Consider the following 18,647-nt stretch of genomic DNA (forward strand, 5'->3'; position numbering starts at 1 on the left):
GCCGCGCTGCGCTTCATCGACTACATCCTCGAACCCGAGGTTTCGGCGGCGATCACCAACTACGTCTATTTCGCCAATCCCAACACCGCGGCGACCGAGCATGTCGATGCGGAGGTGCGCGACGATCCGGGCATCTACCCGCCCGAAGAGACCCGCGCCAATCTCTTTTCCCTCAAGCCGCATGGCGCGCGGTTCGACCGGTCGCTGACCCGCGCCTGGACCGAGATCAAGACCGGGCGCTGAGCGCCTGCACGGCGCGGCCCCCGCATCGCCGGGGCCGCGCCGATCCGACGTGGAGATCCGCCGATGACCGAGCTTTCGACCGCCACCACCCCCGCCGTCCCGCCATGGGCCGACCCCGAGGCGCAGCCCTTCCTGCGCCTCGATGGGGTGAGCAAGAGCTTCGGCGGCTTCGAGGCGGTGCGGGGCGTCACGCTCGACATCTATCGCGGCGAGCTGTTCTGCCTGCTCGGCGGCTCGGGCTGCGGCAAGTCCACGCTTTTGCGCATGCTCGCGGGCTTCGAGACGCCGAGCGCGGGCCGCGTGCTGATCGACGGCGAGGATCAGGCCGGGCGCGCGCCGCATGACCGGCCCACCAACATGATGTTCCAGTCCTACGCGCTGTTTCCGCATATGAGCGTCGAGAAGAACATCGCCTACGGGCTCAAGCGCGACGGCCTGCCGCGGGCCGAGATCGCCGCCCGCGTGGCCGATATCCTCGCTCTGGTGCAGATGACGCCATTCGCCCGGCGCAAGCCCGACCAGCTTTCGGGCGGCCAGCGCCAGCGCGTCGCCCTCGCCCGCGCGCTGGTCAAGCGGCCCAAGCTCCTGCTGCTCGACGAGCCTCTGGGCGCGCTCGACCGCAAGCTGCGCGAGGAGACGCAGTTCGAGCTGAAGAAGATCCAGGCCGAAGTCGGCATCACCTTCGTCGTGGTCACCCATGACCAGGAAGAGGCGATGACCCTGTCGAGCCGGATCGGGGTGATGAACGCGGGCGAGATCGTGCAGGTCGGCACCCCGCACGAGATCTACGAGCAGCCGCATAGCCGCTTCGTCGCCAATTTCATCGGCTCGGTGAACTGCATCGAAGGCCGGGTGACGGGCCGCGAGGGCGGGCATCTGCGGATCGCCTGCCCGGATCTGGGCGCGGAGGTCACGGTCGAGAGCGGCTTCGAGGCGGGCGCGGGCGAAAAGGTGGCGCTGGCGCTGCGCCCCGAGAAGATCGCCATGGGGCGCACGGCGCGGCCCGGCTTCGAGAACATGGTGACGGGGCGGGTCGAGGAGGTCGCCTATATGGGCAATCTCACGATCTTCCAGCTTCGCACCGATGGCGGCGCGCGGCTGCGCGTCACCCAGTCGAACACAACCCGCACCGACGCCGATGTGCCGCGCATCGGAGAGAATGTGCAGCTGCAATGGACCGGGGCCGCGGGCTTCGTGCTGGGCGCATGAGCGCGCGGGGCCTTGCGGGGCTGCGCCGCGCATGGTCGGGCCGGGCGCTGGTCGTCGCGGTGCCGCTGCTGTGGCTGGGGCTGTTCTTCGCCCTGCCCTTCCTCGTCGTGGCCAAGATCTCGCTGTCGGAGCTGGCGATCGCCATGCCGCCCTACCTGCCCTTGGCCGAATGGGCCGATGGCGCGCTCAGCATCGTGCTGAACTTCGGCAACTACCTGTTTCTGCTCTCCGACGGGCTCTATGTCGCGGCCTATCTGGAATCGCTCAAGATCGCCGCGATCTCGACGCTCTTCACCCTGCTGATCGGCTACCCGATGGCCTATGTCATCGCCATGGCCCGCCCCGACCGGCGCAACCTTCTGCTGATGCTGGTGGTGCTGCCCTTCTGGACCTCGTTCCTCTTGCGCGTCTATGCGTGGATCGGTTTTCTGAAATCGAACGGCATCATCAACAACGCGCTGATGGCGCTGGGGCTGACTGATGCGCCGCTGCAGCTCATCCAGACCGATATCGCGGTCTATATCGGCATCACCTATACCTACCTGCCCTTCATGATCCTGCCGCTCTACGCCAACCTGTCGCGGCTCGATCGCAGCCATCTGGAGGCGGCGGCCGATCTGGGCGCGCGGCCGCTCACCACATTCCTCACCGTCACCTTGCCGCAATCGGCGGGGGGCATCGTCGCGGGCTGCATGCTGGTCTTCATCCCGGCGGTGGGCGAATTCGTGATCCCGGCGCTCTTGGGCGGGCCCGACACGCTGATGATCGGCCGGGTGCTGTGGGACGAGTTCTTCTCCAACCGCGACTGGCCCGTCGCCTCGGCGGTGGCGGTGGTGATGCTTCTGGTGCTGATCGGGCCGATCCTGCTCTTGCGGCGCGCACAGGCGCGCGAGGAAAGCTGATGCGACAGAAATTCCCCGTCATGACCGTGATCGCGGTGCTGGGCTTCGTTTTTCTCTACGCGCCGATCCTGTCGCTGATCGTGTTCAGCTTCAACGAAAGCCGCCTCGTCACCGTCTGGAGCGGCTTTTCGCTGAAATGGTATGCCGAGCTGTTCCGCGACACGCAGATCCTGGAGGCGGCCTGGCTCAGCCTCAAGATCGCCGTGGCGAGCGCCTCCCTGGCGCTGGTGATCGGCACGCTCGCGGCCTTCGCGCTGGTGCGCTTCGGACGGTTTCGCGGGCGCATGGCGCTTGGCGTCATGGTCTCGGCCCCCCTGGTGATGCCCGAGGTGATCGTCGGGCTGTCGCTCCTTTTGCTGTTCGTCTCGATGGAGGGGCTGATCGGCTGGCCCGGCGGGCGCGGGCTTTTGACCATCACCATCGCCCATGCCACCTTCGGCGCGGCCTTCGTCGCGGTGGTGATCCAGTCGCGGCTGGTGTCGATGGAGATGGATCTCGAGGAGGCCGCGCTCGATCTGGGCGCGCGGCCCCTGCGGGTCTTCTTCGACGTGACGCTGCCGGTGATCGCCCCGGCGCTGGTCTCGGGCTGGCTTCTGGCCTTCACGCTCAGCCTCGACGATCTGGTGATCGCGAGCTTCGTCTCCGGCCCCGGCGCCTCGACATTGCCGATGGTGATCTTTTCCAAGGTCCGGCTCGGCGTCAGCCCGGACGTCAACGCGCTGGCCACGCTGATCATCGTCATCGTTTCACTCGCCGTGACCGTCGCGGCGCTGCACATCACGAGGAGCAACAGACATGCGGCAAGGTGATCAGGCCTTCCGGCGCGACGACACGATGGGCCGCTGGCCCGAGATGACCTATGGCGGCGCGCTGAGCTTTTTGCGCCGCCGCTACAGCCGCGACCTCGCGGGCGTCGATGTCGTCGTCTCTGGCGTGCCCTTCGATGCGAGCGTCACCAACCGCCCCGGCTGCCGCTTCGGCCCGGCGGCGATCCGCGCCGCCTCGACCCAGCTCGCCGAGCTCAAGGCCTTTCCCTTCGGCTTCGACCCGTTCGAAACATTGGCCGTCACCGATTGGGGCGATTGCATGATCGACCCGCACCACCCCGAAACCGTCGCCCCGGCGATCGAGGCCCATGCCGAGGCGATCCTCGCCTCGGGCGCGCGGATGCTCACGCTGGGCGGCGATCATTCGATCTCCTACCCGCTCCTGAAGGCCCATGCGAAGGTTCACGGTCCCGTCGCGCTGCTGCAATTCGACGCGCATTGCGACACATGGGAGGATGACGGCACGCGCATGGATCACGGCACCATGTTCGCCCGCGCCGCCGCCGAAGGCGTGATCGACGTGGCCCGCTCGACCCAAGTCGGCCTGCGGACCTTCAACGACCACGACCACGGCTTCGAGATCCTCACGGCACCCTGGCTGCACCGCAACGGCATCGACGCCGCGCTTGAGGTGGTGCGCGCGCGGGCGGGCGACGCGCCGGTCTATCTCAGCTTCGACATCGACGGGCTCGATCCGGCCTTCGCGCCGGGCACGGGCACGCCGGTGGCGGGCGGGCTGGCCTCGTGGCAGGCGCTGGAATTCGTGCGGGGGCTGAAGGGGCTGAACCTCGTCGGCATGGATCTGGTGGAGGTCTCGCCGCCCTATGACCATGCCGAGATCACCGCCATCGCCGCGGCCACCGTGGCGCATGACTGGCTGTGCCTTCTGGCGCAGGCCAAGGGGGCCGAGCCCCGCGCCGTGGGCCGGCTCTAGCCCCGCGCGCCCTCTCGACAGGGGCGCGCGCCTGCGCGAGGCTCGGCCCCGACCCCCGCCCTTTACCTTACCCTTCAAACGGAGTCCGCGATGACCAAGCTTTCGAACTCGCTCGCGCAGGCCGATATCTCCACGGCGCTGCACCCCTATACCAACGCCCGCCGCCACGAGGAGAAGGGTCCGCTGGTGATCGAGCGGGGCGAGGGCGTGCATGTCTTCGACACCACCGGCAAGCGCTACATCGAGGGGCTCGCCGGGCTCTGGTCTGTCGGCGTCGGTTTTTCCGAGCCGCGGCTGGTCGAGGCGGCGCACAGGCAGATGCAGGCGCTGCCCTACTACCACAGCTTCGCGCACAAGGCGCATGAGCCTTCGATCCGCCTTGCGGAAAAGCTGATTGAGATGACGCCTCAAGGACTTGACCGGGTGTTCTTCACCTCCTCGGGCTCGGAGGCCAACGACACCGTCGTGAAGTTGGTGTGGTACATGAACAATGCGCTGGGACGCCCTGAAAAGAAAAAGTTTTTGGCGCGAACCAAGGGCTATCACGGCATCACCGTCGCCTCCGGCTCGCTCACCGGTCTGCCCTACAACCACATGGATTTCGACCTGCCCGTGATCCCGGTGTCGCACCTGACCTGTCCGCATCACTACCGCTTCGGCCATGAGGGCGAGAGCGAGGCGGAGTTCACCGCGCGGCTTCTGGCCGAGGCCGAGGAGGTGATCGAGCGCGAAGGCCCCGAGACCATCGCCGCCTTCATCGGCGAGCCGCTGATGGCGGCGGGCGGTGTCATGCCGCCGCCCGAAGGCTACTGGAAGGGGATCGAGGCGCTGTGCCGCAAGCACGACATCCTGCTCGTCTCCGACGAGGTGATCTGCGGCTTCGGTCGGCTCGGCTCCTCCTTCGGCTGCGTGCATTACGGCTTCAGCCCCGACATCATGGTGACCTCCAAGCAGCTCACCTCCTCCTACATGCCGCTCGCCGCGATCGTCTTTTCGGAAAAGGTCTATGACGCCATCGCCGACAACACCGCGCGGATCGGCACCTTCGGCCATGGCTTCACCGCCTCGGGCCACCCGGTGGCGACCGCCGTGGGGCTGGAGAACCTCAGGATCATCGAGGAGCGCGACCTGATCGGCAACGCGGCCCGGATGGGCGCGCGGATGCAGGAGGGGCTGCGCCGGCTCGGCGATCACCCGCTGGTGGGCGAGGTGCGCGGCGCGGGGCTGATCGCGGGGCTGGAGCTGGTCGCCGACAAGGCGACGAAGCGGCCCTTCGACCCCGTCGGCAAGGCCGGGCTCATGGCCTTCGAGATCGGCCATGAGGAGGGGCTGATCATCCGCAATGTCGGCGACACGCTGGCGCTCTGCCCGCCGATGATCGTCACCGAAGACGACATCGACGAGATCGTGGGCAAGATGGGCCGCATCCTCGAGCGGACCGCCGATTGGGTCGCGCAGGAAGGGCTGGCCTGACCGCGCGATCATGAGCGGGGATGGGTGATGCGGTGGCGCGCCACCGGGATCGCCCATCCTCGCGTTGTCATGAAAGCTGGCCTCTCAGCTATAGGCGCCCGCCGAATAGGTCAGCTCGTAGCTGTGGCTGTAGAGCTCGAACACGATGCCGAAGGGGTCCTCGACATAGACCATGCGGTAGGGCTTGTCGTCGGGGAAATACTCGCGCACCGGCATGCGCTGCTTGCCACCGGCGGCGACGATGCGGGCCAGCAGGCCTTCGAGACCGGGGTCCTGGATCGCGAAGTGGAAGGTGCCGTGGCGGCGGAAGCCGAGATTGTCCTCGGGCGCTTCGTTGCCCTCGAACTCGAACAGCTCGAAGCCGATCCGGTCGGCCGTCGCCAGATGCGCGATGCGCAGGCTGCCCCAGCCGGGGCCGAAGACATCGGTGCACATCTGGCCGATATCGCTGTCATCCTCGACGATCCCGGTGGGCTGCATGATGGTGTAGAAGCCGAGAACCTCGGTGTAGAAGCTCACGGCCGCGTCGATATCGGGCACCGACAGGCCGATATGCGAAAAGCTGCGGGGGGTCGGGCGCATGGGACACTCCTGTGTTGCAATGTGAGGCCGGTTCTGGACCGGACACGCCCTCATGTGAAATTATCATTTCGATGCGAAATCATAACGCTTTGTGATGCACGATGCTGAACGCCCAATGGCTGGAAACCTTCACGGTGCTGAGCGAGACCGGCCACTTCACCCGCGCCGCCGACCGGCTCGGCATGACGCAGCCCGGCGTGTCGCAGCACCTGCGCAAGCTCGAGGCGCAGCTCGGCCAACCGCTGATCTCGCGTCACGGCAAGGGCTTCGAGCTGACCTCCGCCGGAGAGGCGGTCGCGGCCATGGGGCTGGCGCGCCGGGCCGAGGAGCGCGCCCTGCGCGAGGGGCTGCGCGCCGATGACCCGGAGGCGGGCGAGGTGGTCGTCGCCTGCTCGGGCAGCTTCGCGCTGCTGCTGCATCCCGTGCTTCTGGCGCGGATGCGGGGCGCGCCGCGGCTCGTCCTGCGGCTGATCGCGACGCCGCAGGAGGACATTCCCGCCGGCCTGCTCGAAGGGCGCTTCGACTTGGGCGTGCTCGGCCATGCGCCCACCCATCCCCGGCTCGACGCGCAGCGCATCGGGCGCGAGGAGCTGTGCCTCGTCCTGCCGGCGGAGGCACCCGACGCGCCGCTGCGGCTGGAAGATCTCGACGCGCGCGGCTTCATCGGCCATCCCGACGGTTTCGGCCATGCCGACGAGCTTCTGGCCGCGAATTTCCCCGAGGAGTTCGCCGGGGCCGACCGGCTGCGCCTGCGCGCCTTCGTCAACCAGATCGGCCAGATCTGCGCGCCGGTGGCCGAGGGCATCGGCTATACGCTGCTGCCGCGCAGCGGGGTCGATGCCTTTCCGGCCCGGGAGAAGCTGCGCGTCGCCCCCCTGCCCCGGCGGTGCCATCACGAGCTGTGGCTGGCCGGGCGGCGCGGGCGCGAGATGCCGGCGCGTTTCGCAAGCGTCGCGCAGGACATCCGCGCCGTCGCCGCCCGCCTCGACGCCGATTGAATGTTTCGCGGTGCAGCCGCGCCGAATCCCGCGTAGCAGGGGCCGCAACGCAGACAGAGGTGAGGAACGGCATGACCAAGGGCAGCAGAACGGCGATCGTGACGGGCGGGCTTTCGGGGATGGGGCTGGCCATCGCGCGGCGGCTGATCCGCGACGGGGTGGATGTGAGCATCGGCGCGCGCCGGGGCGGCGATGCGGGGGCCGTGCGCGAGATTCTCGGGCCCGATGGGATCGGCGCGCATGTCGCGGCGCTGGACGTGCGCTCCAGCGAAAGCGTCGAGGGCTTCGTCGCCGAGGTGGTCGCGCGGCGCGGCGGCGTCGACATTCTCGTCAACGCCGCCGGGGTCTATTCCGAAGCGCCGGTCATCGGCCATCCCGACGATGTCTGGGACGGGCAGATCGACACCAACCTGTCGGGCACCTTCCGCATGATCCGCGCGGTGATGCCGCACATGAAATCCGCCGGTTTCGGGCGGATCGTCAACATGGCCTCGGTCGCGGCGCATCAGGGGCTGGCCGACAACGCGGCCTATTGCGCCTCGAAGGCCGGGCTTCTGGGGCTGGGCCGCTGCGTCAGCCTCGAAGGGGCCGCGAATGGCATCACCTGCGTCTCGATCAGCCCGACATGGGTCGAGACCGAGATGCTGAAATCCTTCATCGACGCCGACATCGCGGCCAGCGGCAAACCGCGCGAGGAGGTCCGCGCCGATTACGCCGCCTCGAACCCGCAAAATCAGCTGGTCCAGCCCGAGGAGATCGCCGAGCTGGCCGCCTTTCTGGTGAGCGAGGCCGGGCGGGCGATCACCATGGAGGACATTCAGGTCAACGCCGGCTCGCTCTGGTAGGCCGCGCGGCGGCGCGCGAGCAGGGCGGCGGGGTCGCTGATCGTCTCGAACGGAGCGTCCGAGATCCGCGCCCAGGCCGCGCGCGCCGCGCCCGCCTCGAAGGTCGCGTCGGCGCGCAGCGTGTCGGGGTGCTGCGCGATCACGGCGGCGATGCCGCTTGGCAGCTCCACCGCCTCCAGCCAGTCGCGGGGCGGCATCGTCCCCGTGGGAGCGATGCGCGCTGGCGCGATCAGGTTGTAGACCGGCGCGTCCGGCGCGGTGACCGGGCCGAGCAGCAGGGCCGCGGCGGCGGTCACATCCGTCATCGGAAAGCACAGCCCTTGCGGGAAGGCATTGGCGCGATACGCGGCGGCGAGGATCGTCTCGCAGATGTCGCGCGGGTTCGGCGCGTCCAGATCGTAGAGCGAGGGCAGCCGCAGGATCGCGGCGGGCACGTTCGATGCGGTGATCGCCGCCTCGGCCGCGATCTTGGCCGCGCCATAGCCGGTGCAGCCCTCCCAAGTGCGGGCCGGGGCCTCGGGCCAGGGGCCGCCCCGGTCGGGGAAGACCGCGCTCGACGAGGTGAAGCGCAGATCGGCCCCGGCGGCGCGGCAAAACGCGAGCACCGTCTCGATGCCGCGCGCCGACCATTCCAGCATCTCCGTCCGGCCCACCGCCATGTTGACCATGGCCGCGCAATGCACCACCGACGTCACCGATCCGGCCAGCGCCTCATGCGCCGCCCCGCCCAACCCGAAGCGCGGCGCGTCGAGCGCGCCGGGCACCATGACATAGCGGTCGGCGGCGACGCCATGCGCCCGCGCCGCGGCATCGAGCCGCTCGCGCGCATCGCGGCGCTTGTCGCGCACGAGGCAGTAGACGACATGGCCGGGCGGCAGGTCGCGCGCGGCGCGCGCCAGCACGTGCCCGCCGAGAAAGCCGGTCGCCCCGGTGAGAAGCAGGCCGGGCCTGTCGAAGCCTTCGCCGGACGCCGCCATGCGCCCCTCCCCCGCCAGAAGCCGTTCGAGCCGGGCCAGCGGCACGCTCATCGCGAGGTCGAAATCGACCGGGCCGTCATGGATCTTCTCCAGTTCGAGGATCAGCGCCACGCCCATCAGGGAATCCCCGCCCTGCTCGTGAAAGCTCAGCTCCGGGTCGATCCGCTCGGCCGGGCAGTTCATCGCGCGGGCGGCGGCGGCGATCACCGGGCTTTGGGGCGGGCGTTCGGCGGCGCCTTCGTCACCGGCGGGGTCGGTCACCGGCGGCAGCGCGCGCAGGTCGGCCTTGCCCGAGACCGGGTGCAGCGGGATCGCGTCGAGCTGCACGAGGAAGGAGGGCACGCAATAGGCGGGCAGCACCGCGCGCAGCGCGGCGGCAAGGGCCGCGGGCATCGGGTTGCTGCCCGCCTTGATCCCCCAGCGCGCCGCATTGGCGCGCGCCTGCGCCGCATCGGCCGAGAAGTAGAAGACCAGCGCCTGCCCGCGCGCCCCGACCTCGCCCACCCAGGGCACGCCCTGGGCGAAGTCCAGCCGCTCCTGCAGGCTCTCGGTCAACTCGCGGGTCTGGATCGAGAAGCCGCGCAGCTTGAGCATATGCGCCACGCGGCCGATGATGTGCAGCGCGCCCGCTTCGTCGAGCCAGGCCTGGTCGCCGGTATCGTAAAGCCGCGCGGCCCGCCCGTCGAAGCTCAGCTCGCGAAACCGCAGCGCCGTTTCCTCGGGGCGGTTCACATAGCCCGGCCCGAGCATGCGCGGCCCCTCGAAATGCAGCTGCCCCGGCATGCCCGGCGGGCAGGGCCGGTCGTTCTCGTCGAGGATCACCGCGCGCAGATGCTCCATCGGCACGCCGACCGAAACCGGCCCGTCGCCTGCCGGCGCGGTGAGCCGGGAGATGCAGATGTCGTGGGTCTCGCAGATGCTGTAGAGATTCCAGAGCGCGGCCCCGGGCACCCGGTCGAGCGAGCGGGCGATCAGCGCATCGCCCACCACCTCGCCATTGAGCACCACCCGGCGCAGCGGCAGCGCGGCGGCGGTGTCGCGGTCGATCGCGCCGAGGAAGGTGTCGTAGAAGGACGGCGTGAACAGCATCTCGTCGATGTCGTTGCGGATCAGGAAATCGGCCAGCCCGCGCGGCGCCATCAGCACGTTGGGATCGGGGAACCACAGCTCCGCCCCGTGGCGCAGCGGGCGGAACATCTCCCAGATCGCGAAGATGTAGATGCCGACCCGCTGGCCGGGGGCATAGGGGGTGAAGGCGTCGCGCCAGTCATAGGAGAGGCGCGCCGCGTCCTGCGTGACGGGGATGCATTTGGGCTTTCCGGTCGTGCCCGAGGTGGCCACGAGGTAGATCGGGTCCTTCGGCGCGACCGGCGCGGGGCGCAGCTCCGTCGCGGGGGCCGCAGCGGTCCGCCCGAGCAGGGCGCGCGCGTCCAGCGTCGGGCAGTCTTCGGGAAGCTGCCCGGGGCTTGCGTCCTGCGCCAGGATCACCAGCCCCACCTCCAGCTCCGACAGGATGTTGCGCAGCACCGCGCGCGGCATGGCCGGGTCGAGATGCACGAAGGGCCGCCCCTCGAGCACGCAGGCCACGGCGCTCGCCGCCATGGCGAGGCCCGGCGATCCGAACAGGGCGACCGCGCCCGTGCCTTGCAGAAACGGTGCGACGAGGCGGACGAAGCCTCCGAGTTCGCCATAGGTGAGGCGCGCGCCATCCTGCGCCATGGCGGGGCGCGCGGCATGCGTCTCGATGGCGCGCACCAGATCGGCGGCAACGGTCTGGGTCAGGGACATGTGATCGGTTCCTCGGGGCGCGGGGGGCCGGGCGCGGGGCCGGCCTTGTGGGGGATCGCATCGCGCCCCGGGCCTGCGCGACCGCGCAGGAGGGCGACAGGCGGATATGTGGCCAAGATCGCGGGCGACTACAACCAATGCCTGCGCCGGTGGCGCGGGATCTCCGCGCGGCGGCGACCCTTCGCCCATTCCCTGCCCGTTTGGTGATGAAATATCGGGCCGCGACGGGCCTTTCGGCCAGCCGCTGGCAGGGCATGTCCCCCCGAGCCACCGGAACAGACAGGCGCGGCGCGGTGTTGAAAACGAGGATGCCGCTCGTATCGGGACGGCCATTGCCGGAGACCGCCTTGTCCCAAGCCCATGTAAACCGCATCTCCACGGCCGTTCCGGGCAACGAGATCCACGGCTTCTTCCGGCAGTTCGCGGCCGCCAGCCTGCGTGACCAGCCGCGCGAGCAGAAGCTGTTTCTCAAGATGAGCGAAAAGTCGGGGATCGAGCGGCGTCATTCCTGCATCGAGACCGCCGAGGACGCGGCGGGGCCGGTGGTGGACCGGGCGGGCATGTTCCGGCGCGGCGCCTTTCCCGGGACGGGCGAGCGGATGGATTTCTACGAGGCCCACGCCGCCGATCTCGCCATGCGGGCGATCGGGGGGCTGGAGCTGGACGATCCCTCCGCGATCACCCATCTCGTGGTGGCCAGCTGCACCGGCATGTCCGCGCCGGGGCTCGATCTGCAGATCCTGCGACGGCTCGGGCTCGATCCTTCGGTCGAGCGGACGCTGATCGGCTTCATGGGCTGCTACGCCGCGATCAGCGCGCTCAAGGCCGCCCGCCACATCGTGCGCTCAGAACCGGACGCAAAGGTGCTGGTCGTCAATTGCGAGCTGTGCACGCTGCACCTGAAGGAGACGACCGACCTCGAACAGCTGCTGACCTTCTCGATCTGGGGCGACGGCGCATCGGCCGCACTCGTCACCGCCGAGCCCACCGGCCTGCGGCTCGACGGGTTCAGGGCGCTTCTGGCGGGGGATGCGGACGAGTTGATGACATGGAACGTGCGCGACGACGGCTTCGACATGGTGCTGTCAGGCCGGGTGCCGGCGACGATCCAGTCGGTGCTGGGCGCGCATCGCGGCGAGATACTGGGCAATCGCGACGTCGACGAGATCGACCTCTGGGCGGTGCATCCCGGCGGCCGATCGGTGCTCGACGCGATCCAGAAGACGCTCGATCTCGCCCCCGAGGCGCTGGCCCCCTCGCGCGAGGTGCTGCGCGACAATGGCAACATGTCCTCGGCCACGGTGATGTTCGTGCTCGAAAAGATGCTGGCCGATGGCAGGCCGGGCCAGCAGGGCATCGGCATGGCCTTCGGCCCCGGCCTCACCGCCGAGACGATGAGCTTCGGCGTGGCGGCGTAAGCTTCATGGCGATGCGGCGACAGCTTGTGCCCGAGATGCTCGACGTGCTGCCCCCCGGCGATCCGCGCGCCCGCGCCTCGCGCGCCGATCTGCGGCGCATCAACGCGCTGATGTTCAACGCCCGCATCGCCGCATCGCTGATCCGCGCCCATGCGACATGGCCGCCCCGCCACCTCGTCGATCTGGGCTGCGGCGATGGCATCGGGGCGCTGCGCCTTGCCCGCGCGCTCGGCCCGGTGGAGGGCGCGCCACGCCTCGTGCTGCTCGACATGCAACCGGTGGTGACGGAGACGACGCGGCAGGCGCTCGGCGGGCTGGGCTGGCGGGTGGAGGTCGCGGCCAGTGATGCAGGGCGGTGGCTGGCGGCGCAGCCCGGTCGGGTCGACCTCATCGTCGCCAACCTGTTTCTCCATCATTTCGAGGGGGCCGAACTGCGCGGGCTTCTGTGCGCTCTCGCGCATCGCGCCCGCCATGTCGTGGCGACCGAGCCGCTGCGCACGCCCCTCTCCTACCTCGCCGCGCGGGCGGTGGGCGCGATCGGCGCGAATGCGGTGACGCGCCATGATGCGCCCGCGAGCGTGCGCGCGGGGTTTCACGGCGCGGAGCTGACGCGGCTCTGGCCCGGCGAGGTCGGCTTCGAGGGGCGGCGCGGGCCCTTCACCCATGGCTTCGCGGCGCAGGGGCTGCGGCATGACCCATGACGCCATCATCATCGGCGGCGGTCCGGGCGGTGCCTCGACCGCGATCGGGCTGGCGCGCGCGGGGCGGCGGGTGGCGCTTATCGAGCGCGCGGCCTTTCCGCGCCGCAAGGTCTGCGGCGAGTTCATCTCCTCGGCCAGCCGTCCCGTGCTCGACGCTCTCGGCGTCGGCGAGGACTGGGATGCCGCCGCAGGTCCCGAAATCCGGCGGCTGGCCCTGTTCATGGGCGCGCGCGTGGTGACGGCGCCGATGCCCGCCTCCGGCGGGGCCGGGCGCGGGCTGGGGCGCGACGTGCTCGATGGATTGCTGCTCGATCAGGCCCGGCATTGTGGCGTCGAGGTTCTCCAGCCCTGCCGCGCGACCGGCTTCGAGCGCCACGCGGCGGGTCACGAGGTCACGATCGAGACGACGCAGGGGAGCACGACGCTCGCCGCCCCGATCCTGGTCGCGGCGCATGGATCGTGGGACCGAGGCCCCCTCCCCACCCAGGCCCCCAAGAGCCATGCGCCGCGTGATCTCCTTGGCTTCAAGGCGCATTTCCTCGAAAGCGGTCTCGATCCGGAGCTGATGCCGCTCCTGTCCTTTCCGGGCGGCTATGGTGGCATGGTGCGGGTCGATGGCGGACGCGTCTCGATCTCCTGCTGCATCCGGCGCGACGTGTTGAAGGGCCTGCGGCAACGCGGCGAAACCGCGGGCGACGCGCTCGAGGCGCATCTTGCGCGGTCCTGCCGGGGCGTGCGCGAGGCGCTCGACGGCGCGCGGCGCGAGGGGCCATGGCTCGCGGCGGGGCCGATCCGCCCTGCCCTGCGGCCCTGCTACGCCGATGGCGTGTTCCGCGTCGGCAATCTCGCGGGCGAAGCGCATCCGGTCATCGCCGAGGGCATCTCCATGGCGATCCAGTCGGGCTGGCTGCTGTCGCGCGCGCTCGACGGCTGCGATCCGTCCATGGCGGAGGCGCGCGACCGGGCGGGCGCGCGCTATCAGGCAGCGTGGCGCAGGCAGTTCTCGACCCGCATCCGCGCCGCCAATGCCTTTGCCCATCTCGCGATGCGGCCCGCGCGCTTTGCCGGGCTGGGCGGGCTGATCGCGGCCATGCCCGGAACCCTGACGCTCGGCGCGCGGCTCAGCGGCAAGGTGAAGCCGGTCTGCTGATCCGCGCGCCTGTCCTTGGCAGCGCGATCCGCTCCCCGCGGCGCTGGCGCTGCTGCCCTGCCCTCCGGCTCTGCAGATCTTTTCCCCTGTTCTTGCCGAGTATCGGCCTCATCGCCGAAAGGTACCCCAAGGTACCCTATCATACCCTAACCTACCAATGGGAACCCCATGGTCGGGTAGGCAATGAATGCCTGGCCATGCATACCCAACCCTACCCTGCCCCGGCTGGCTCTGGCCAAAGATGGCCGTGGTCTCGAACGTGGCTCCCCTGATGCTGCGACGGGATTATTCATGTTTCCCATGATCTTGATAGAGATGCCTGGAAGGATGTCATTGCCGTTCGAGCGGCTCTCCATGGACGGCATTCCATCTCTACCCTCGGGTACCTTGGGGTATCCGAGGGTAGGATAGAGTACCTATGGCTACCCTACTTATGGCATTCAAACCACAGGTTACCCATGGCAATCCATGCCTAGGCAGGCCTGTCCTTGCCAGACCATTCCTGTCCATGAGTAGGTGGGTCCAGAGCAGTCAAGAACAGGGAACCTGTCTCATGCCTACGATATCATTCGCCAGCTCCAAGGGCGGGGCGGGCAAGACCACCTCCTGCATCGTGTTGGGCACCGAGCTTGCGGCGCAGGGCACACAAGTCGTCATCATCGACGCCGACCCGGCGCAGCGCCTGGTCCGATGGTCGCAGCTCGCGCCTTTGCCGCAGGGCATCGAAGTGATCGCAAGCGCGGGGGAGCGCCATATCCAGGACGAGATCGCCGTCGCGCGCGGGCGCGCGCCATTCGTGCTGATCGATCTCGAAGGCACGGCGAGCCGGCTGACCTCCTTTGCCATTTCCGAATCCGATCTCGTCATCATCCCCGCGGGCGAAGAGCAGCAGGATGCCGATGCCGCTGTGGATACGCTGGCCGAGGTGGCGATGGAGGGCAGGGCGCGGCGGCGCGACATTCCGGCCGCGATCCTTTTCGCGCGCACTTCCGCCGCGGTGAAGAGCAAGCTCGAACGTCATATCCAGACCGAGCTGAAGGCCGCGGCCCCGGTCTTTGCCACCCAGCTGCACCGCCGTACGGCGTTTTCATCCTTGCACAATGCCGGCGCCGGTCTTCGCGATCTCAACCCCGCCGATGTGAACGGCATCGACAAGGCGGTCGAGAACGCGCAGCGCTTTGCATCCGAAGTGATCGACATGCTCGAGGAGGCCATGAATGCCCAAGTCGCTTGATTTCAGCCGCCTGCGGCAGTTCGAACCCGAACCCCGCGAGCGTCCCGCTCTTCGCGAAGAACCCAAGCCCGAACGATCGGCCCCGGATTCCTCATTTTCCGAGGCACCGCAGGGGCAGGGGGGCTCACCTGCTCGTTGGCCGAGCCGACAGGAGGTGCGGGACGGCCAGATCTCGATCAAGGCGCCACTCGATACCATCGAGCGCTTCAAGCATCTCTGCAAATCGGATCGCCGGACCTATGCCGACATGCTCGACATCCTGATGCGTGCATTCGAAGGGCAGGGGAGGCGCTAGACCGCTTCAATCCCTTTCGGGATTCTAGATTCTAAGATTCAGGGGCGATTTTTCCCCTGAATCTCCGGCACTTGTGAGCTGAAAAGTGAAGCTTTCGGGGTTTGCGGTGAGGTTTTCGGGGCGAAGAGTGAGGTTTTCGGGGCGAAGAGTGAGGTTTCCGGGGCCTTAATGTGAGGTTTTCGGGGAAGGGTGGGCACACTTATCCACAGTCTGTGGATATATTGTAAAGTGTGAAGCCCGGTGATTATTTCCTTTCACAATACATTCGACTCCTCCTAGGGTGGCGCCATGACCGAAGAGCTCCGAGTCCTGTCCCTGACGCCGTCCCATGATGAGGCCATCAAGCCCTCTGAACTCATACAAATCACGGGACATCAGACGCTTACGCTGAACGCGCGCCGCGCGATCACCATTCTTTGGCACAATGCCCACCAGCAGGGCATCCGTGAGGGCAAGGATTACACCATCGAACTCGCCGAATTGCGCCCGGACGGGCACAAGGGCTCCGAGATGGTCGAAGAGGCGATCGTGTCGCTGATGCAGACGATCCTAACTGTGAAGCTTTCGGGGGGGCGAACGCGTCGGGTGCAGTTTCTCGGTGGCAACGACATGGATGATCCGGACCGACCGGCCGGGGCACTGACCTATTCCTTCGACAAGCGGTTGGTGGAGATGCTGCGCGACAGCTCCATCTGGGGCAAGATCGCCCTGCCGGTGCTGATGGCGTTCAGCTCCAAATACGCGGTGTCCCTCTACGAGAACGCTTCGCAGTGGTCCAATCTGAGCCGCAAGGTGTTCCAGGAGATCTCGCTCGACGATTTCCGGCAGATGCTCGGTGTCGAGGACGGCAAGTACCCGGCTTTCGGCGCGCTGAACAAGCATGTGCTCAAACCGGCGGTCGATGAAATCAACGCGCTCGCGCCCTTCAACATCACGGTTGCGCCGCTGAAGACCGGGCGGCGGGTGACGCATATCCGCGTCGGATGGTGGCGCAAGTCCGAAGAGGAGTTGCAGGCGGCCTGGGCGGAGGCCCAAAGGCCCAAGGTCGGGCGCCGGGCGCGCATTGCCGGGCAGGTACAGCACATCACCCCTTTGCCCTCCATCGCGAATTCGCTGCGCAAGGCGCGGCTGATGCGCAAATCCGCCCCGGATTCCTCACTTTTGGACGAGGGATGATCCGGCTCCGAAGAGGCTGTTCCCACTCGGCTTCGGGATCGGCGCGCCTTTCCCCGAATCCCTCATTTTCCCGATGAGCCTCGATGGCGAATACCGTGCTGTCATGTGAACGCTTTCTTCGCTGGCTCAGGCAAGGAGGCATGATGAGCCGCAGGTTCAGGCGGGATGCGGCCGCGCAGATCACCGGGCGGGGCTAGCCGGTCAGGGAGGCGTCGCAGCTCGTTCAGCATGCGGATGATCCGCTTTTCGCCGAACCGGCTTCTTCCCGTCGTCTGTCTCCTCGTCAGGAGAACAGGCCTACCTCGAGCTGCGGACAGTTCAGGGGCGCAGGCCGGCATCAATGGGCCGAAAACGACCAGACCCTGAACAGAGCTGACCTATGAACGAGGGCGCTCAGGGGGGCAGGTCGGGATAGATGACCGCCCCGTCCTCTCGCAGGCGCGCGCCTTCCGAAGGGCGCGCCGGATCGATGCGGCCCGGCGCCATCAGGTGGCGCACCTCGTGGCCGTGAAGCAGCAGGTAATCGGTGATGATCCTGCGGTGGCAGCGCCACCAGACGGCTTCGGAGCACATCATCGCAAGGGGTTGCTCACGGCCAAGCTCCACCAATTCCCGCAAGGCGCCCCGAAATTCGGACCCAAGGGCATAATCGGCGTAGTTGTGAAAGCTTCGGACCCGCCAGAAGGCGTTCAGCCCGTCATCGATTTCGGGCTGCTTGCGGCGGCGTCCGCCGAGCGCCAGCATGTGCCGATAGCCGATCTGGTGCTCGGCCAGCCTCTGGGGGAACCTGTCGTCGTTGAAGTCGGGGTTGCTGCGCGATTTCGGGAAGGACCGCACATCGACCAGCAGCCGGATGCCCGCTTCCCGCAGCATGTCGATGACCACCTGCGGCGGCCGGTTGGAATGCCCGATGGTGGCGAAGCCGCCGCTCATTTGTCGAGCTTGGTCAACGCATCCTCCTTGTGCGCCGCGACATGGTCGGTCTTGTCGCTCTCGATCTCGTATTGCGGCTCCTGCTTCGAGGCCCGGCGCCGATGCCCCTTGTAGTCGAAATCCGCTTCATGGACCTTCACGATGCGGCCGCTGACGCGCCCGGCTTCCGAGTTCCAGCTGACGCGATCGCCTTTCGAATACTTCGCCATCGACGCACCTCCTTTCCTCGTTCAACACCCGTATCCTTCCCGCCGTTCCAGGCCGGGCTCCATCTTCAGGATTGACAGCCTGCGCGCAGTGGCTAGGCTCTCGTGATGGTCATGCACGAGAACCTTTTCCGGTTTCTGCTTCTGAACCGCCCGGGTCCCCGGGCGGTCCGCGCTCACGCGCGTCTCTGACCACCCGGGGCTTTCTCACATCATCGAATTGAGAATGCGGGCTTCGCCGCCCCGGGAGACAACCATGACCATCACCAATTTCATGCAGCTGCCCTCGGGCAGCGACCTTCGAGCGCTGTTCGAACGGCCCGCTGCCGAGACCGGCTTCTTCCTCACGGTCGAGGACCGCGCCGGGATCGAGCGCCTGCTGCGCAACCGCGCGGCCCGGCACGCTCCGAATCCGCCGCTTCTGAACGGGCTCTTGCGCCACAAGCTGCGGATCTCCCGCGGCGCGACCGAGCCCGTCTCGCCCGAACTCGTCGTGGCCGGGTGCCATGTCACCTACATGATCAGCGGCGAAGGCTCGCGCTCCGGCCTGCTCACCATGAGCTCTGCCCCGGCCCCGGGGCACATTCTCGTGGCGTCGCTGCTCGGGGCGACCCTGATCGGGATGCGAAAGCTGCAAAAATCCCCGCTTCTGCGCGAGGACGGGCAGATCGACATCGTCGTCGTGCTCGATGTGCGCACGCCGCCGGATCACGCGGCGGCCTGATCCTTCCTGCCCTTGGCGGCGCGGGCCCTGCT

At 68.1% G+C, this 18,647-nt stretch carries 18 protein-coding genes and 1 pseudogene; 15 read left to right on the top strand and 4 right to left on the bottom strand.

The genetic code is table 11. The annotated features are described in order from the left end of the window. The 6 genes and pseudogenes from CJ301_RS09530 to CJ301_RS09555 all read left to right on the top strand — a co-directional run. Nucleotides 1-243, top strand: a pseudogene (locus CJ301_RS09530) (spermidine/putrescine ABC transporter substrate-binding protein PotF); the annotation flags it as partial. Between the two features lie 63 nt (nucleotides 244-306). Next, nucleotides 307-1,452 carry an ABC transporter ATP-binding protein gene (locus CJ301_RS09535; protein ID WP_099276729.1) on the top strand — a complete coding sequence of 382 codons (1,146 nt, stop codon included), beginning with the start codon at nucleotides 307-309 and terminating at the stop codon, nucleotides 1,450-1,452. Continuing rightward, a complete protein-coding gene (locus tag CJ301_RS09540) occupies nucleotides 1,449-2,354 on the top strand; it encodes an ABC transporter permease subunit (protein WP_099276730.1) in 906 nt (301 codons plus the stop codon). The genes CJ301_RS09535 and CJ301_RS09540 overlap by 4 nt, the downstream gene beginning before the upstream one ends. After that, nucleotides 2,354-3,163 (top strand): ABC transporter permease subunit, encoded by an 810-nt coding sequence (locus tag CJ301_RS09545; protein ID WP_099276732.1) that lies wholly within the window; start codon nucleotides 2,354-2,356, stop codon nucleotides 3,161-3,163. The genes CJ301_RS09540 and CJ301_RS09545 overlap by 1 nt, the downstream gene beginning before the upstream one ends. Beyond that, nucleotides 3,150-4,115 (top strand): agmatinase, encoded by a 966-nt coding sequence (gene speB, locus CJ301_RS09550; protein ID WP_099276734.1) that lies wholly within the window; start codon nucleotides 3,150-3,152, stop codon nucleotides 4,113-4,115. The genes CJ301_RS09545 and speB overlap by 14 nt, the downstream gene beginning before the upstream one ends. Before the next feature lie 90 nt (nucleotides 4,116-4,205). Continuing rightward, nucleotides 4,206-5,588, top strand: coding sequence for an aspartate aminotransferase family protein (locus CJ301_RS09555; protein ID WP_099276736.1), 1,383 nt, complete (start codon nucleotides 4,206-4,208; stop codon nucleotides 5,586-5,588). 84 nt (nucleotides 5,589-5,672) lie between these two features. Here the strand turns inward: CJ301_RS09555 and CJ301_RS09560 are convergent, their stop codons facing one another. Continuing rightward, nucleotides 5,673-6,170 (bottom strand): lactoylglutathione lyase family protein, encoded by a 498-nt coding sequence (locus CJ301_RS09560; RefSeq protein ID WP_099276738.1) that lies wholly within the window; start codon nucleotides 6,168-6,170, stop codon nucleotides 5,673-5,675. A 101-nt stretch (nucleotides 6,171-6,271) separates the two neighbouring features. Between CJ301_RS09560 and CJ301_RS09565 the strand changes: the two genes are divergently transcribed. Beyond that, nucleotides 6,272-7,168, top strand: a complete 897-nt coding sequence (locus tag CJ301_RS09565; RefSeq protein WP_099276740.1) for a LysR family transcriptional regulator — start codon at nucleotides 6,272-6,274, stop codon at nucleotides 7,166-7,168. A gap of 71 nt (nucleotides 7,169-7,239) precedes the next feature. Further along, nucleotides 7,240-8,013 (top strand): SDR family NAD(P)-dependent oxidoreductase, encoded by a 774-nt coding sequence (locus CJ301_RS09570; protein WP_099276742.1) that lies wholly within the window; start codon nucleotides 7,240-7,242, stop codon nucleotides 8,011-8,013. Here the strand turns inward: CJ301_RS09570 and CJ301_RS09575 are convergent. Beyond that, the gene (locus CJ301_RS09575) at nucleotides 7,986-10,778 is read right to left on the bottom strand and encodes an AMP-binding protein (protein ID WP_099276744.1); all 2,793 of its coding nucleotides are present in this window, start codon (nucleotides 10,776-10,778) and stop codon (nucleotides 7,986-7,988) included. The genes CJ301_RS09570 and CJ301_RS09575 overlap by 28 nt on opposite strands. 347 nt (nucleotides 10,779-11,125) lie before the next feature. Between CJ301_RS09575 and CJ301_RS09580 the strand changes: the two genes are divergently transcribed. From CJ301_RS09580 to CJ301_RS09600, 6 genes are all read left to right on the top strand, one after another. Then, nucleotides 11,126-12,196: a type III polyketide synthase gene (locus CJ301_RS09580; RefSeq protein ID WP_216823272.1), complete on the top strand. Its 1,071-nt coding sequence runs from the start codon at nucleotides 11,126-11,128 to the stop codon at nucleotides 12,194-12,196. Between the two features lie 11 nt (nucleotides 12,197-12,207). After that, nucleotides 12,208-12,897 (top strand): methyltransferase domain-containing protein, encoded by a 690-nt coding sequence (locus CJ301_RS09585; RefSeq protein ID WP_162620485.1) that lies wholly within the window; start codon nucleotides 12,208-12,210, stop codon nucleotides 12,895-12,897. Next, a complete protein-coding gene (locus tag CJ301_RS09590; RefSeq protein ID WP_099276750.1) occupies nucleotides 12,887-14,047 on the top strand; it encodes an NAD(P)/FAD-dependent oxidoreductase in 1,161 nt (386 codons plus the stop codon). The genes CJ301_RS09585 and CJ301_RS09590 overlap by 11 nt, the downstream gene beginning before the upstream one ends. A 433-nt stretch (nucleotides 14,048-14,480) precedes the next feature. After that, a complete protein-coding gene (locus tag CJ301_RS09595; RefSeq protein ID WP_216823273.1) occupies nucleotides 14,481-15,281 on the top strand; it encodes a ParA family protein in 801 nt (266 codons plus the stop codon). Then, complete coding sequence (locus CJ301_RS18720) at nucleotides 15,265-15,576, top strand: hypothetical protein (RefSeq protein ID WP_162620487.1); 312 nt, start codon at nucleotides 15,265-15,267, stop codon at nucleotides 15,574-15,576. Before CJ301_RS09595 ends, CJ301_RS18720 begins: the two co-directional genes overlap by 17 nt. 288 nt (nucleotides 15,577-15,864) lie before the next feature. Beyond that, nucleotides 15,865-16,752, top strand: a complete 888-nt coding sequence (locus tag CJ301_RS09600) for a replication initiation protein (protein ID WP_099276754.1) — start codon at nucleotides 15,865-15,867, stop codon at nucleotides 16,750-16,752. Between the two features lie 393 nt (nucleotides 16,753-17,145). Here the strand turns inward: CJ301_RS09600 and CJ301_RS09605 are convergent, their stop codons facing one another. Both CJ301_RS09605 and CJ301_RS09610 read right to left on the bottom strand, forming a co-directional pair. Further along, the gene (locus CJ301_RS09605; RefSeq protein ID WP_099276756.1) at nucleotides 17,146-17,685 is read right to left on the bottom strand and encodes a DUF488 domain-containing protein; all 540 of its coding nucleotides are present in this window, start codon (nucleotides 17,683-17,685) and stop codon (nucleotides 17,146-17,148) included. Then, entirely contained in the window at nucleotides 17,682-17,894 is a 213-nt protein-coding gene (locus tag CJ301_RS09610; RefSeq protein ID WP_099276758.1) for a DUF2945 domain-containing protein, read from the bottom strand. Before CJ301_RS09610 ends, CJ301_RS09605 begins: the two co-directional genes overlap by 4 nt. Before the next feature lie 253 nt (nucleotides 17,895-18,147). Between CJ301_RS09610 and CJ301_RS09615 the strand changes: the two genes are divergently transcribed. Then, nucleotides 18,148-18,615, top strand: coding sequence for a hypothetical protein (locus CJ301_RS09615; protein WP_099276760.1), 468 nt, complete (start codon nucleotides 18,148-18,150; stop codon nucleotides 18,613-18,615). Nucleotides 18,616-18,647 lie beyond the last annotated feature (32 nt).

This window comes from Limimaricola cinnabarinus, from assembly GCF_002723615.1.
In the GTDB taxonomy this organism is placed as follows: Bacteria; Pseudomonadota; Alphaproteobacteria; order Rhodobacterales; family Rhodobacteraceae; genus Limimaricola; species Limimaricola cinnabarinus_B.

Coding starts and splice junctions, on each gene's coding strand:
- CJ301_RS09595 (WP_216823273.1), top strand. CDS start 14,481: ATGGCATTCAAACCACAGGTTACCCATGGCAATCCATGCCTAGGCAGG.
- CJ301_RS09535 (WP_099276729.1), top strand. CDS start 307: ATGACCGAGCTTTCGACCGCCACCACCCCCGCCGTCCCGCCATGGGCC.
- CJ301_RS09575 (WP_099276744.1), bottom strand. CDS start 10,778: ATGTCCCTGACCCAGACCGTTGCCGCCGATCTGGTGCGCGCCATCGAG.
- CJ301_RS18720 (WP_162620487.1), top strand. CDS start 15,265: ATGCCCAAGTCGCTTGATTTCAGCCGCCTGCGGCAGTTCGAACCCGAA.
- CJ301_RS09600 (WP_099276754.1), top strand. CDS start 15,865: ATGACCGAAGAGCTCCGAGTCCTGTCCCTGACGCCGTCCCATGATGAG.
- CJ301_RS09570 (WP_099276742.1), top strand. CDS start 7,240: ATGACCAAGGGCAGCAGAACGGCGATCGTGACGGGCGGGCTTTCGGGG.
- CJ301_RS09590 (WP_099276750.1), top strand. CDS start 12,887: ATGACCCATGACGCCATCATCATCGGCGGCGGTCCGGGCGGTGCCTCG.
- speB (WP_099276734.1), top strand. CDS start 3,150: ATGCGGCAAGGTGATCAGGCCTTCCGGCGCGACGACACGATGGGCCGC.
- CJ301_RS09585 (WP_162620485.1), top strand. CDS start 12,208: ATGCGGCGACAGCTTGTGCCCGAGATGCTCGACGTGCTGCCCCCCGGC.
- CJ301_RS09565 (WP_099276740.1), top strand. CDS start 6,272: ATGCTGAACGCCCAATGGCTGGAAACCTTCACGGTGCTGAGCGAGACC.
- CJ301_RS09615 (WP_099276760.1), top strand. CDS start 18,148: ATGACCATCACCAATTTCATGCAGCTGCCCTCGGGCAGCGACCTTCGA.
- CJ301_RS09605 (WP_099276756.1), bottom strand. CDS start 17,685: ATGAGCGGCGGCTTCGCCACCATCGGGCATTCCAACCGGCCGCCGCAG.
- CJ301_RS09540 (WP_099276730.1), top strand. CDS start 1,449: ATGAGCGCGCGGGGCCTTGCGGGGCTGCGCCGCGCATGGTCGGGCCGG.
- CJ301_RS09555 (WP_099276736.1), top strand. CDS start 4,206: ATGACCAAGCTTTCGAACTCGCTCGCGCAGGCCGATATCTCCACGGCG.
- CJ301_RS09560 (WP_099276738.1), bottom strand. CDS start 6,170: ATGCGCCCGACCCCCCGCAGCTTTTCGCATATCGGCCTGTCGGTGCCC.
- CJ301_RS09545 (WP_099276732.1), top strand. CDS start 2,354: ATGCGACAGAAATTCCCCGTCATGACCGTGATCGCGGTGCTGGGCTTC.
- CJ301_RS09610 (WP_099276758.1), bottom strand. CDS start 17,894: ATGGCGAAGTATTCGAAAGGCGATCGCGTCAGCTGGAACTCGGAAGCC.